The organism is Arthrobacter sp. P1_C12_2 (assembly GCF_056406415.1).
Map to the genome: position 1 here is coordinate 77405 of NZ_JBFUAF010000007.1, position 14327 is coordinate 91731.

Here is a 14327-nt window from a genome sequence, read left to right on the forward strand (position 1 = left end):
ACAGGCTGCGGGACCAGTTAGCCACAGCTGGGGATAGCTTGCGGAGCGACCCCCGGTTTGACTCGGGAGGTCGGCAAGCCCTAACGTTGTGAAGTCCCATGTGTACGCTTTTCGCCTCATCTGAATCTTTCCTGACGCCCCGCGTTGTGTGAGTTACGAGGGAAGCGGCACATACCAAAACTTAGCGTCGGCCAGTTCTTCCCCTTGATCGGGTGGGCGCACCTTTGATCCACTGGAGTAACTAACGTGAGCAAGCGGACTTTTCAGCCGAATAACCGCCGTCGAGCCAAGAAGCACGGCTTCCGCCTTCGTATGCGTACCCGTGCCGGCCGTGCCATCCTGGCAGCCCGTCGTGGCAAGGGCCGCACCGAACTGTCGGCCTAAATAACTGACTCGTCGGTCCACATCCCTGTGCGAGTTGAACGGTGCTAGCCACCAGGAACCGTCTGCGGACATCAACCGATTTTTCAACAACTGTACGTTCCGGTGTCCGCAATGGACGCCGGAACGTAGTGTTATATACGGCAGCTATCGCTGCTGATGAACCAAGCCGGATCGGATTCATCGTTTCCAAGAGTGTCGGGAACGCTGTTGTCAGGAACCTCGTTAAGAGGAGACTGAGAGAAGCCGGCGCATTGTCGTTGCAGAAATACGGCAGCGGGTTTGCCATCGTGGTGCGGGCCCTGCCCGCCGCGGCGGGAGCCAGCTGGGACCAGTTGCTTGCCGACTATGACGCCGCTTTGGAAACAACGATGAAACGGCTGGGCAACCGCCTTCCGAAGGCTGCTTCGTCAGGTTCTTACGAGACAACACAGGAGGGGACCCCGCGTGCATAGCTCAACTGCCGCCGCCGTCCCCCGCCCGTACGTTGCGACTCCCGGATCGACACTGCGCCGGGTGGGAGCAGTGCTCTGGAACCTGCCCCGCAACATCCTCATTCTGCTGCTGATGGCCTACCGCAAGGTGGTCTCGCCGCTCTACGGCCAGGTGTGCCGCTTTTTCCCCAGCTGTTCGGCCTATGCCCTTGAAGCGATCACGGTGCACGGTGCTGTGAAAGGAAGCTGGCTGGCCGCCAGGCGCCTCTTGCGCTGCCACCCATGGAATGCCGGCGGTGTGGACCATGTCCCCGCCGGGAATCGGGAATGGCCGGCCGGCCGCACCCCCACAATTGTTGTGCTGAACAATCCGGATATCTACCTGGCTGCTCAGCCTGATGGAGAAGGCCGCACTGCGGCCTGACGAATAGGGAATCGTATGGACATCTTTGAAACAATTTTGGCCCCGTTCAAATGGCTGGTCTCAGCCATCATGGTCGGCTTCCATGACGGACTCAGCGCCATCGGCATGCCCGCGGCCAGCGGCTGGACCTGGACCTTGGCCATCATCGGGCTCGTGCTGGTCATTCGCGCCGCCCTGATTCCCGTCTTCGTCAAGCAGATCAAGGCCCAGCGCGGCATGCAGCTGCTGCAGCCGGATCTGAAGAAAATGCAGGACAAGTACAAGGGCAAGACGGACCAGCTGTCCCGCCAGGCCATGGCGCAGGAACAGATGGCGCTGTACAAGAAGCACGGCACCAACCCGTTCTCGGCCTGCCTGCCCATGCTGATCCAGATGCCCTTCTTCTTCGCGCTGTTCCAGGTTCTCTCCGGTATCACCGCGGCAGCCACCACCGGCAAGGGCATCGGCGCCATGAGCGCCGAGCAGGTCAAGCAGTTCGACGAATCCACCATCTTCGGCGCCCCACTCTCGGCATCGCTGCTGCACGGCGGCGGCGGCAACCAGATGTCGGTGTGGATCCTCTCCATCGTGATGATCCTGGCCATGACGGCCTCGCAGTTCATCACGCAGAAGCAGATCATGGCCAAGAACATGTCCGAAGAGGCCCTGGCCAGCCCGTTCATGCGCCAGCAGAAAATGATGCTCTACATCCTGCCGGTCGTCTTCGGTGTGGGCGGCATTAACTTCCCCATCGGCGTCCTGATCTACTGGACCACCACCAACCTGTGGACCATGGGACAGCAGTTCTTCGTGATCCGCCGGATGCCTACGCCGGGATCGCCGGCCGCCAAGGCTCTTGCCGAGCGTAGGGCCGCCAAGGGCCTGCCGGCCCTGCCCCTCCTGGGCCACAAGAAGGCCGACGCCGAGGCAGCCGAGGCTTCCGCCGCGGCCGCCGCCGTGGAAGCCAAGACTCAGCGCGTCCAGCCGCAGCGTAAGAACAGGAAGAGGAAGTAATGTCCGTCGAGAGCACCGAAAACGCTATTTCCGCCGAGTTTGACGACGACCGGGACGACGCCCAGAACGCAGCCGAGGACTCCTCACAGGGTGCGGAGGCCGGCACCGGCAAGAGTGTTTCCGCCAGCCGTCTCGAAGAAGAAGGCGACGTTGCTGCGGACTACCTCGAGGAACTGCTGGATATCGCTGACATCGATGGCGACATCGACATCGAGGTCCGCAATGGCCGCACGTATATCTCGATCGTCGCCGAAGAGGAATCGGCCGGGCTGGACAGCCTGGTGGGCCGTGACGGCGAAGTCCTTGAAGCGCTGCAGGAGCTGACGCGGCTCGCCGTCCTCTCCGCGACGGAGAACCGGTCCCGCCTGGTCCTGGATATCAACGGGTACCGTGCGGAGCGCGCCGGCGACCTGCAGAAGATCGCTGAAGACGCCGTCGCCGCGGTGAAGGCGTCCGGCGAGGCAGTTGCCCTGGCTCCGATGAGTGCCTACGAGCGCAAGATCGTGCACGACGCCGTCGCCGATTTGGGACTCGTGAGCGAGTCCGAAGGCGAAGGCGCCGAACGGCACATCGTAGTCTCCGCAGACTGAACCGTTGACTAGCTTGATGGTTGAAATTACCGCCCCAGAACTCAAGGCAGCAGAGTCCATCTTCGGTGACCGCCTGGAACTGGCGAAACGCTACGTCGAGCACCTGGCGACGTCCGGGACCGAACGGGGCCTGATCGGGCCCCGCGAAGTGCCGCGGCTTTGGAGCCGGCATGTGCTTAACTGCGCCGTCATCGAGAGCCAGATCGCCCACGGAAGCCATGTCGCCGACGTCGGCAGTGGCGCCGGGCTGCCCGGCCTGTGCCTGGCCATCGCCCGGCCTGACCTCGAACTGACCCTGATCGAACCACTGGAGCGCCGCGTCATCTGGCTCCAGGAGGTGGTGGATGATCTTGGACTCGAGAACGTCACGATCATGCGCACCCGCGCGGAACTCGCAGTGGGACTCGTGAACGCCGACGTCGTGACGGCCCGCGCGGTATCCGCGCTGTCGAATCTCGCCGGGCTCACCATTCCGCTCCTGGCCGGCAAAGGCGAAGTCGTTGCCATCAAGGGACGCAGCGCGGGCGAGGAAATCGAAAAGGCCGCCAAGGTGATCCGCAAGCTGGGCGGCGTTGAGACGTCCGTCGTGGTGGTGGGTGAAGACCTGCTTGAGGAACCCACCACCGTTGTGCGAATCGTAGTGAACAAGCCTCAAAAGATTACCTAGCACCGGCCCCGGTGCCCGGGGAGTCTGAGGGGAAGAGGTTAGGCTAGTAACCGGCAGTAAGAGCCGAATGAGAGTGAGCGTGTCATAGTGAGCAGTAGCGAAGCCTCCACACAACGGATCCCGCCGTTTGTGTCCCTGGGGTCCGCACGGGCGTTTAAGGCCCCTGCAGTATCTTTTGACTACTCCGGAAATCACACGGCTTCGGTTGCAAAGGCTACCGGAATGGCCGGTGTTTCACGTGAAACCTCTCTTCTGCACACCGGGAACGTGCTGGACTCCATCGACGACTCGAGCCCCATCGCCCGGGAACTCGCGCATGAAAACAAGCGCCGCGAGCGGTTGCTCGGCCGGCAACTGCCCAAACCGGAAAAAACCCGGGTCTTCACCGTTTCCAACCAGAAGGGCGGCGTCGGTAAGACGACGACGACCGTCAACATCGCCGCCGCGCTGGCGGCCGCAGGCCTGAACGTGCTCGTGATCGATATCGATCCGCAGGGCAACGCCTCGACAGCCCTGGGAATTGAGCACCACGCCGACGTCGACAGCATCTACGATGTCCTGATCAACGATCTCCCGCTGAAGGACGTCGTGGCCCCGTGCCCCGACATCGACAACCTGATCTGTGCGCCCGCCACCATCCACCTTGCCGGTGCCGAAATCGAACTCGTCAGCCTGGTGGCCCGCGAGCAGCGGCTGCGCCGCGCAATCGATGTGTACTCTAAGGAGCGCGCCAAGAATGGCGAGGAGCGCCTGGACTACATCTTCATTGACTGCCCGCCGAGCCTCGGGCTGCTGACGGTCAATGCCTTCTGTGCGGCCGGCGAAGTCCTCATCCCGATCCAGTGCGAGTACTACGCCCTTGAAGGCCTCAGCCAGCTCCTGAAGAACATCGAGATGATCCAGAAGCACCTGAACGCCGATCTGGTTGTCTCCACGATTCTGCTGACCATGTATGACGGCCGCACGAACCTCGCCGCCCAGGTGGCAGCCGAAGTCAGGGAGCACTTCCCGAAGCAAGTGCTCGGCGCCGTGGTACCGAGATCGGTCCGCATTTCCGAGGCACCGAGCTACCAGCAGACTGTCATGACGTATGATCCTTCTTCCAGCGGTGCCCTGTCCTATCTGGAAGCCGCCGCGGAAATTGCGGAACGTTAGAATCTTTTCGAGAATTGCACTAACCAGAGCCAGGTGAATCCCGGCTCTTCCACTGGAGGGATTTATCCATGAGCGATAAGCGACGCGGCCTCGGCCGTGGACTTGGCGCACTCATTCCAAGTTCCGCCGCGGCCAGCGCCTCCGGAAACGGTGCTGCCCCATCCCGGCCTGTGGACCTCTTCTTTCCCGAAGCCCGAAAAAAGACATCCGACGCTGAGACGCTCCCGGACACCGACTCCGCTCAGGCCAAGGCGCCGGAGTCCACGCCGGCCAACGCCGGCCGTCCGACTGATCTGACTGTTGACTCCACAGAAGCCGCCGGCACTGAAGTCGACGCAGCTTCCGGCGAAGCCGAGGTTACTGCGGGCAAAGCCGACGTGGCTGCCGGCGCTGCCGCCGCGGGGTCCAAGAAGACTGCCGTGCGGAAGCCGGCTGTCTCGAAGTCGTCGTCCGCTGCTGCCAAGTCGGCCGCGGCCGACGCCGGCGAGCAGTTGGCGTTTGACTCCACGCCCGAGCAGCGCGACCAGGGCTCTGTTGAACTCGTAGAGGTGCCCGGCGTCAGGTTTGCCGAAATCCCGGTCACGGATATTCATCCCAACCGCAAGCAGCCCCGCTCGGTCTTCGATGAGGACGACATGGCGGAGCTGGTGCACTCTGTGCGCGAAATCGGCGTCCTCCAGCCAATTGTGGTCCGTACCTCAACCGAAGAGGGTGGCGAACCCTACGAGCTCGTCATGGGTGAACGCCGGTGGCGTGCAGTACAGGCCGCAGGCCTGGAAACTATCCCGGCGATTGTCCGTGACACCACCGATGACGACCTCCTTCGCGATGCGCTGCTGGAGAACCTGCACCGCAGCCAACTGAATCCGCTCGAGGAGGCGGCCGCCTACCAGCAGCTCCTCGAAGACTTTGGAACCACGCATGAGCAGCTGGCGGATCGGATCGGACGTTCGCGGCCCCAGGTGTCTAACACCCTGCGGCTGCTAAAGCTTCCCCCGCTGGTCCAGCGGCGGGTAGCGGCAAACGTTATCTCGGCAGGTCACGCCCGCGCGCTGCTGGCACTTCCGGACGCCGCGGCCATGGAACGCCTGGCGCAGAAGATTGTGTCAGAGGGTATGTCGGTCCGGGCGACCGAAGAAGCTGTGACCTTGTATCAGAGTCCCGCCTCGCCGGCCAAGAACAACATCCCGCGCCCGGGAGCCCGCCACGAGCGGCTGGACTACTTGGCGTCGTCGCTGTCTGACCGCCTTGATACGAACGTCAAGATCTCGCTCGGTGCCCGCAAGGGTCGTGTCAGCATTGAGTTCGCCAGCGTCGAGGACCTGAACCGCATCATGGACGTCCTGACGCCGGGGGCGCCCAGCTAGGTCGCGAATCGCTGAGTTCTCCGGGAGGGTCTGTTTCACGTGAAACAGGCCCTCCCTTATTTGTTGCCTATTTGTCGCCGCCGATGCCGGCGTTGCCGGCGAGCTCTGAGCGGGTCCATACTCCCTCGTCCCGGCCCGAGTCTCTGGCGTATTGAGGCTTTAAGGACGTGGAACGGATGCGTTGCCGTGCTTTTCAGTGGAACCTGGGCACGTGCTTGCACGGTGCAGCCATCCGCACGCGCCACTGAATGGTGAGCTGATGGCCCTCAGTGGAGCTCGCCGCGCTGGCCGCGGTGTGATGGCCTGCAATTTCCAGTTCGGCGCCGGCGGCACCGGGACGTAGTAATGCGCGGCACGTCGGTGGAGAGGCAGGCCGCTGGGCCTGGATGGAGCAGGCCTTCGCGCCCGTGGAGTCCGCACTTTCTGCGGCGTACGCGGCGTACGTGGGATCGCCTTTTCCGCGCTCACCCACCCAAGACAGACCTTCGGCTTGTATGGATCCGCTAAACGGATCGATGGAGTTGCTGCACGGATTCCGCTCGGCCGGCATATATCCCTAGAGTCCTTCCGGCGATGACCCCGCCCATCACGGAATCAGCGCCCCTTCCCGAGCTCTCACGAAACGGCTAGCCGGTTCCTGAGCTCTCAAGGAACAGATGATCTGGAATTATCGATCAGTGTTTCACGTGAAACGGAACCGGCGAATCGGCGCTCGGCACTCGTAGCCGAAGGTCAGATAGGCGGCCGTACGATGGAAGCGTCAGATCAAAGGCTGGAGATCCGTTGTCATTCCGGTAGCTGGACCCCAAGCTGGACCTGGCAATCCGGTTGGAGCGTTGGAACGGCCGTGCGAACGCGGGCAGTCGGGCACCCGCGGACTGGGGGCGGGGATGCCGACCTACTCAGTCGTTTGACCAACTGTCCACGGTCTGCGACATACAGGTTGAGTCTCCACATCGAGGGCGTCCGTCCGCGGCCATCGCCCACCTTGGCCCTGTGACCGAGCCGGCTGTCCATGCGCAAGTTCGACCACATTGGTCCATCCGTGCCGCCCGAACAGGCAGGAACTGCCCACGAACGGCCCACGAGGCTCGGTCGGTTCTCGGAACACCGCGAGCTCGTCGCACAAGCAGACGGACCCCGGGCGGCTGCAGCTTCCCGTGCGCACAGGGCCTGTGGGCATTCATTTTCCTCCTGGGCGTCCATGAAAGCGCCGTCCGGCGCCGCTGTTAGGTTGCGTGGATGCGAGGTTGATCGATTGAACGCCAGGCAGGCTGGAGGGATGCTGGAGCCTTGCACGCCTTGAAGTGCGTTGAAGCGAGCATTTTCCATCCACCTGGGAGAGGTCAACGGCACTGTCGCTGCTTACGATCATTAGCCGTGGAGGCACCTCTCGCGAACGAAAGTTGGAGTGGGTTGAACCCTAAGATCATGCGCACGCCGTCAGGCTGCCGCAGCCGCTTTCCTGTGGGAGGCTCCCCATGGCGACAGGCGACAGGCGAGATGGCGTCATGGCAAAGGCTTTGCTGCGCTGGGTGCTTGGCGCCAAGCAATCGGTTCACCGCCAACCGTCCACGCCCTAGTCTGAGCGGCCTTGCCTCGTTGGGCTCGAAGGTTGAGTTTCGACGGCGGTCTGGGTGGACAATGTTGAAATGTTGGCCTCGACATCGCTTCTCCGCGAATCTGAACAGCGTCTCGATGTGGGGATGGACGCGGGCCTGGACGGGTGTCTCGACCTAAAGCACTACGCGGATCTGGGTGCGGATCTCCGCGTGGGCATGGTCGCGGCCCTCGATGTGGACGTTGATCGGGCATCGACTCTGCTGGAAATACCTTGTCGGGGTTGCGATGAGGCAGGCTTCCTCGCATGGGAGGCCGAATCGGGAAGCTGCCCGGACTGCCTGGCATTACGGATCCCCGAGCACTTCCGCTCCCCGCCATGTTGCTGCTCGCGGCATTCGTCAGCTCGCACCCACGTCCCCGATTCAGCATCCAGTTCCAGATTGTGCTGTGTCAGCTTGCCGAGAACCCGGGCATACGGAACCGGGAACCTTGCACCCAGCTCCTCCACCCTGTGAGTTGGTCGTGCCGTACTGGCCATCTTGCACCCACGATCCCGACGCCGCATCAGTTTCAGATTGCGCCATGCCAGCGTGCCTGGCACCGCTGTCCTCTTCAACCCGCGCGGCCGGCGTGTTGCTCCCATTTCATTCGTCAGCTGGCTCCCGTTATTCCGACGCCGCATCAGTTTCAGATCGCGCCATGTCAGCATGCCTGGCACTGCTGCTCTCCCCCAACCCGCGCGGCCGGCGTGTTGCTCCTGGCTCATTCGTCAGCGTGCTCTCGCGATCCCTATGCCTTCTATAGCTGCCGATCTGGCGCTGCATGACGGCTAATCCGATACCCCGCACCGGCATCTGGGAACAGGCATCTGGTACTTGTCATCCCGGCTCCCCTGTCCAGATCGCCGCTACAGCTGGTCCGACAGCTGGCCCTACGTGTTTAAGGACAGTGCAGCGATGATGCCGGGCACGGCAGCGGCCCTCGCTGTAGGGAAGCTTGGCAAGACCCTTCCATCAGGAACTGTGGCCGCGCGATGCTCCCGATACGGATGGCCGGCAGAGACCGTGGGACGTACGGGGTGCGGTCTCGTGTCTCTCTTGACCATGGGTCGAGCACGCCTGCAGCGGACTCGGAATGGCTGGAATGGCCATTGTGTTTGGGTCGCCAACCGCCACCGTCGGGGATGCACCCAGCCTCTGCATGTCCACCTGGACAGGGTCCCCCGGGCCGGGTGCGCTCGTGATGGTCGGCGGTGGTTCGGCGGCTAGGTTCGCCGGCGTCCCCGGGTAGCGGATGACAGTCCGCGACGCGTGGGCAGGGGGTCGCCGTGTGACTGCAGGATCAGGTGCACTGACCGTACCGGAACTGCAAGTGAGGGCCCCGCCCCGGAGGGCACAAAACCTGAGGGAAGGTGGATCGGCACCCAGACAGTCTGTTTGCGTTCGGCAATCGTGCTTGCGGGTGTTGAGTTGTGCCGTCTGGACCGCTTCGGAAGTCCGGCCTCTCCCTCGGCTCGGAACCACCTGACCCGCCGGCATCTGTTCTGCCGGGACACACCCAGCGTCGTCGCAATACGGGTACCGGGCGGCAACCACATGGTCGACCACGGGCTTCGCACAAGCACCATCCAAAGGGCACTGCGGAGGAGGTCGCGAGCACCTCCGGGTACAAAGAGTGTGAACGAAAATGCGACAACGAGACCTGGCGGTCCTCCACGTTTCAGGTCCCACAAATCGCAGTTTGCCGGCCGCAGTTTGCAGGCAAAGGGCAGCTCGTCGGCGGCGGCCGGACCGAGCAGCATGGCACGACGCTGTGATCCCCTGGCGGGGCACGGAAGCTGGAAGCTTCAATGGGAACGGCTCTGCTCCCCTGCTGTTCTCGGAATCCGACAATGCGGTGGCGAGCTGTGCGTTTGGGTCGAGGTTGGCAGGAGGTGCATTCAGTCTCAGGGTGCCTCGCCGATCGACGTCCCATAGTTTGACCCAAGTGGATTGCGGCTCCTCTCGACTGACGGCCGACACGTTCCAGAGGGTGCTGCACCGCAGGTCAAGGCGGCACCGAGGCGAGGTTCCCGCAGCCATCCAGCGCTCGATCTCCGGCCATCAGCCGGTGGACAAAGCAGTGGATAGAGCGGTGGATATTGCTGTGGATAACTGTGTGGATTAGTTTCGGACTGAAGCTCGCCCGAGCGGGACAGACTGACGCTCCACAGGCCTTCTTGGCGACTGCCCCGATTGTCCCGTGAGGGCTCGTTTTTCGTTTCACGTGAAACATGATCGTCGACTGCAGCGACAGTGGCCGAAGCACTGGTGGAGATGTATTAAATCGCCGGGCTGGGGTTAATTTTTCGATATATTTGTCCCGTCTTCGCGGTTTAGGTCCCAGGACACTGAATAGTAGTCCGCGGCATCCCCACGGCACAGCAGACAGCTTGGCAAAGCGCGATTCCCGGAGGACGCAATCAAGCGTCCCCGGTCAGCAGGATCTGCATGTGAACAATCTCTCAGCGCCTGTGGATAACTCTGTGAATAACTTTTGTGGAGAAGGCGGTGGATATCGTGGGTGCAACGGATACTGCAGTCCTCTGGGAGTGCCGGGGATGTCTGAATGTCGGCCGCTGTTGACCTCAGCCCTGCGCCGTCGGACGCCATCCATGACGGCACAGAGTACGACAGTGGGAAGCCCGGCACCCGGTCACCAAGACCGTGGAGGCCTGTGGACAGATACGGGAGGAGCTCGAAGGACATCCACACCAGACAGCGGTGGTGGCTGCCGACACTAGGCTCGCGGCAGAACCGGACACCCTTGGAGTAGCCAGTGAGGAGTCCGGCGCCGCTGCAGTCGGGCTCGCAACGCTGCAGTCGGGTTCGCAACGCGCAGGCACGAACATGGGGGGTGAGTACGGCCCACGCACTCTCCACTTCTTCGAACCAGGAACCCTGACCATGCTAAGGCAAGAAGATCGGCGTAAGGCCCGTCCCCTCTTCAATAGATTCGGCGGTACTGACTGCAGGGCACGACGGGTTGGGGCGCGGCAATGCGGCTCGAGTGAGGCTGGAGACTGAACCGGACCTGGGATCATTGGTCAGCAGTCCGGGCGGAGACGATCGGGCCAGGGACTGGACCGAGATGATGGCAAGTGAGCCGGCTTCGAGTGGGACCGAGATTGAACCTGGCCGCTGCCAGAGAGCCCATCACAAAAGATGTCGCGTGTCGGGCAAGGTGTGAGGGTCAACGGACTGGAGGCGGGGTCGGACCAGGACCGCAGGCCAGATACGCACTGGACCTAGTTTCGGGCCTAACGGACGATAACCCACGTCTGTGGGCTTGGCGTGTGATCGGACATCGCGCGATGGGATTGAGCCCTGTCCCCCGCCGCCGCCCTAGCGTAGGGTGCGTGCCAGGTGCCGAACGCCAACTCGTCGGCCCAAACAGGTGCCAGGGCTCCCTGTCACAGTGGCCCGGGATTTGACGTCGGGGTTCGACTGGCCTCAAATCAGACAACATAGGCCGCCGCGGTCAAGGCATGCCTAGGAGTGCCTGTTCGCGTTCTGCCCGAAGGACCGGGAACAGCCGAACCACCGTAGACCGCGCGGAGCCGAGTGTCCCAGGATGACGTGTCTGGCCATGCAGGTCTGTGCGCTCACAAGCGGTGCCGGGCGGCAGGAGCTGGAATGCGATGGCTACGGTCCCCCATCGAGAGCCAAGCGGAGTCCGGAGGCTGCGTGGCCTCAGACGGTTCCGAGTGCACTGACATGTTTCACGTGAAACCAAGAAGCCTGGTGATGCTGCGGCTGGTTCAGATCGCATGCCGCCCTGCGTGGAAACCAGGGTCGAAATTAGGGAAAGTACTTCTCAGATACCCGAAGGACTAGCCGAACGACGTTGCTGCGCGTAATCGCCCGTGATCCGATGCCGATGTATCGCTCTAGTGCGTGAACGTTTCTTGGCTGCTCTATGAAAGGTGGTGCTGAGGTCGCTATGCAGGTCAATTCAGCCTGGGTAAATAGAGCAGGCGGGCTCGACGAGCGGCGTCTCCTGGTGAACGGAGGCGCTAATGTCAGGTGTCGTATTCGTCTCAAGTATCTAATAGTTGACTGTCACTTTATCGGCAGTCAGTCATTTATCGACGGCCGTTCCAAGTCGCGGTTTCACGTGAAACATTGCGGTGGCGGTCTGCTCCACGGATATCCCCGCGCTTGAGCGGCCGGGACCCTGTTTCACGTGAAACACCACGGTGTTGGATCGGCGCAGCGGATATCCCTGCGCTTGAGCCGAACAGGCCCTGTTTCGCGTGAAACATTGCAGTGGTGGGTCTGCTCCGCGAATATCTCCGCGCTTGAGCGGCCTGGTCTTGTTTCACGTGAAACATCTGCCGTATCAGCCAGCGTCATCCGGTGGCTGGAGTTGATCAGGAAACTTGACCACCCGGCCTGAATTGACCTGCAATACGGGAGTTTGTTGCAACTATTGTGGACATTGTCACCAGACAGTCAGTTCCCTGCAGATCCTGGTTTCGCTCCTAGTATTTTCCGTCAGATTCGTCGAAGAACTGGAAGCACCTTGTACCCCCTGCACTGGTGGGCAGATCCGTCGGAGTGAACAGAGTTGAAATGGTGCTGGACTGAAATACTGCGGGACTGAAATGCTGCGGGGCGCGATTCAGGGTGGTGCTGTTGTTCGGCTTGTGTCCGTGCCTGGCAATGCTGCAGTCGATAGGTGTACGGCATTCTCGCTTTCCGGTGCCGGGAATTGGTTGCACCCAGTACACTCTGATTCAGCGTTGATTCTGGTGGCTTTGAATCCCTCGGGTGGAGTCCATGTTTCACGTGAAACAGTCAAGGGCGATGCGGGTTGCCGCGACTGTGGAGACCATCAACTCGACGATCAGGCGCGCAGCGGACAAGGGGCGGGACGACTTCTTGAGGGGCCTAGTCTGCAGGCTCTCGCATCACCGCGTCACCCCGTCACCGCAGCCTTGAGGGAGTGCATCACTGCGTCATTGCACTTCATCGCGGTCTTGATGTTTCACGTGAAACGACAATACTGCGAATCATCTAGCCGGCCGGCCAATCGGACTAACCGAGAGGTATGAACTGCAGCTCTCCCGACGCCGGAGGGGATATCCCGCAGGGCAGATATCGAAAATTTAGAGGAATTGCCAGCGAGCGGAAAATTGCACCGATAAGCAACTGTTTAAACTTTCAATGGGGATTCAGATGGGTCCTCACATGATCTGGGTAGTCCCACTCTCCTGTTGCGGGCCTGTTGCAGGCCGTCGATCACAACAAAAAAGTGGCCCCCGCCAGAAKCGGGGGCCACTTTCGGTCAGCCTAGGACAGGACGTCCGCGAATTCCTTCTCGAAGAACTGCTTGGGCCGGGCGCCGATCACGGTGCTCTTGACCTCGCCGCCCTGGAACAGGTACACGGCCGGGATGGAGGTGATGCCGTACTCGGCAGCGATGGCCGGGTTGTCGTCAACATTCACCTTGACCACATCAACCTTCTCGCTGTATTCGACCGAAATCTCGTCAAGAATCGGACCGAGCTTTCGGCAGGGGCCGCACCATTCGGCCCAGAAATCGACAATGACGGGCTTCTCGGAGGCCAGTACATCAGTGCTGAAGCTGGCGTCCGTTACGTCTTTTGCGTTGCTCATAACCTTTGTCTCTCTTCCGTTGGTTGCTGCGCGCCGTTTAGGCGTGGAAATCTGCGAGGTAGTGCTCGACGTCGAGGGCCGCCACACACCCGGAACCGGATGCGGTGATCGCCTGGCGGTAGGTCGGATCAATCACGTCGCCGGCAGCGAAGACGCCTCGGACGCTGGTCTTCGACGTACGGCCGTCCACAGCGATGGTTCCCTCTGCGGTCAGCTCGAGCTTGCCCTTGACCAGATCGGTGCGGGGATCGTTGCCGATTGCCACGAACACTCCGGTCACGGCCAGTTCGGATTCCGTGCCGTCCACCAGGTTCTTCAACCGCAGCGCGGTGACTTTGTCCTGTCCCAGTACGTCTTCCACACCGGTGTTCCAGACGAAGTTGATCTTCTCATGAGCCAAGGCGCGGTCAGCCATGATCTTCGAGGCGCGGAGGGTGTCGCGGCGGTGCACCACCGTGACGGACTTGGCGAACTTGGTGAGGAACAGGGCCTCTTCCATGGCGGAGTCGCCGCCGCCAATTACCGCAATGTCCTGATCCTTGAAGAAGAAACCGTCGCAGGTTGCACACCAGCTGACGCCGTGGCCTGAAAGCCTCTTCTCGTTCGGCAATCCGAGCTCACGGTAGGCCGAGCCGGTGGAAAGAATGATGGAACGGGCCTTGAAGGTCTCCCCCGTGCCGATGGTGACGGTCTTGACGTCGCCGTCGAGGTCCAAGTCGGTGACGTCCTCGAACTGGATCTCCGTGCCGAAACGGGCGGCCTGCTTCTCGAAGTTCTCCATCAGGTCCGGGCCCATGATGCCGTCGGGGAACCCCGGATAGTTCTCCACGTCCGTGGTGTTCATCAGTTCGCCGCCGGCCGTAACGGAGCCTGCCAGGAGCAGCGGCTTCAGGTTCGCGCGCGCCGTGTACACCGCTGCGGTGTAGCCCGCCGGGCCGGAGCCGACGATGATGACATCACGTACTTCGGAGGCAGTGTTTTCTGCGTTGCTCACTGAACGGTGAACCTCTTCCTTTGTCGATGCGCCGCCTCGATGGCCGGCCACATGGCACAACTATTGCCGGGCATTGAATATTCCGGCCGAAATGGGCGT

Annotated in this window: 10 protein-coding genes; 8 read left to right on the plus strand and 2 right to left on the minus strand. The window is 61.9% G+C overall.

Annotation, left to right across the window (positions count from 1 at the left end; all coding sequences use genetic code 11):
• Positions 1-246 precede the first annotated feature (246 nt).
• The 8 genes from rpmH to AC1DZQ_RS09585 all read left to right on the plus strand — a co-directional run bounded on the left by rpmH (position 247) and on the right by AC1DZQ_RS09585 (position 6011).
• The gene (rpmH, locus tag AC1DZQ_RS09550; RefSeq protein ID WP_003800212.1) at positions 247-384 is read left to right on the plus strand and encodes a 50S ribosomal protein L34; all 138 of its coding nucleotides are present in this window, start codon (positions 247-249) and stop codon (positions 382-384) included.
• A 41-nt stretch (positions 385-425) separates the two neighbouring features.
• Positions 426-836: a ribonuclease P protein component gene (gene rnpA, locus AC1DZQ_RS09555; protein ID WP_476963297.1), complete on the plus strand. Its 411-nt coding sequence runs from the start codon at positions 426-428 to the stop codon at positions 834-836.
• A 52-nt stretch (positions 837-888) separates the two neighbouring features.
• Positions 889-1239: a membrane protein insertion efficiency factor YidD gene (gene yidD, locus AC1DZQ_RS09560; RefSeq protein WP_476963424.1), complete on the plus strand. Its 351-nt coding sequence runs from the start codon at positions 889-891 to the stop codon at positions 1237-1239.
• Positions 1240-1254: 15 nt separating this feature from the next.
• Positions 1255-2232 (plus strand): membrane protein insertase YidC, encoded by a 978-nt coding sequence (gene yidC, locus AC1DZQ_RS09565; protein ID WP_476963298.1) that lies wholly within the window; start codon positions 1255-1257, stop codon positions 2230-2232.
• The gene (locus tag AC1DZQ_RS09570; RefSeq protein ID WP_476963299.1) at positions 2232-2822 is read left to right on the plus strand and encodes a Jag family protein; all 591 of its coding nucleotides are present in this window, start codon (positions 2232-2234) and stop codon (positions 2820-2822) included. Before yidC ends, AC1DZQ_RS09570 begins: the two co-directional genes overlap by 1 nt.
• A 16-nt stretch (positions 2823-2838) precedes the next feature.
• Complete coding sequence (gene rsmG / locus AC1DZQ_RS09575) at positions 2839-3489, plus strand: 16S rRNA (guanine(527)-N(7))-methyltransferase RsmG (protein ID WP_476963300.1); 651 nt, start codon at positions 2839-2841, stop codon at positions 3487-3489.
• Between the two features lie 87 nt (positions 3490-3576).
• Entirely contained in the window at positions 3577-4644 is a 1068-nt protein-coding gene (locus AC1DZQ_RS09580) for a ParA family protein (protein WP_476963301.1), read from the plus strand.
• A gap of 68 nt (positions 4645-4712) precedes the next feature.
• Positions 4713-6011 (plus strand): ParB/RepB/Spo0J family partition protein, encoded by a 1299-nt coding sequence (locus tag AC1DZQ_RS09585; protein ID WP_476963302.1) that lies wholly within the window; start codon positions 4713-4715, stop codon positions 6009-6011.
• A 6896-nt stretch (positions 6012-12907) separates the two neighbouring features.
• On the opposite strand, the gene trxA is transcribed toward AC1DZQ_RS09585, so the two are convergent.
• The gene (gene trxA, locus AC1DZQ_RS09590) at positions 12908-13234 is read right to left on the minus strand and encodes a thioredoxin (RefSeq protein WP_018775302.1); all 327 of its coding nucleotides are present in this window, start codon (positions 13232-13234) and stop codon (positions 12908-12910) included.
• Between the two features lie 37 nt (positions 13235-13271).
• Positions 13272-14228, minus strand: a complete 957-nt coding sequence (gene trxB, locus AC1DZQ_RS09595; RefSeq protein WP_476963303.1) for a thioredoxin-disulfide reductase — start codon at positions 14226-14228, stop codon at positions 13272-13274.
• Between the last annotated feature and the right edge of the window lie 99 nt (positions 14229-14327).

Bases quoted from the DNA above. Each gene is read 5' to 3' on its own strand.
- yidC (WP_476963298.1), top strand. From the start codon at position 1,255: ATGGACATCTTTGAAACAATTTTGGCCCCGTTCAAATGGCTGGTCTCA.
- AC1DZQ_RS09570 (WP_476963299.1), top strand. From the start codon at position 2,232: ATGTCCGTCGAGAGCACCGAAAACGCTATTTCCGCCGAGTTTGACGAC.
- trxA (WP_018775302.1), bottom strand. From the start codon at position 13,234: ATGAGCAACGCAAAAGACGTAACGGACGCCAGCTTCAGCACTGATGTA.
- AC1DZQ_RS09585 (WP_476963302.1), top strand. From the start codon at position 4,713: ATGAGCGATAAGCGACGCGGCCTCGGCCGTGGACTTGGCGCACTCATT.
- rsmG (WP_476963300.1), top strand. From the start codon at position 2,839: ATGGTTGAAATTACCGCCCCAGAACTCAAGGCAGCAGAGTCCATCTTC.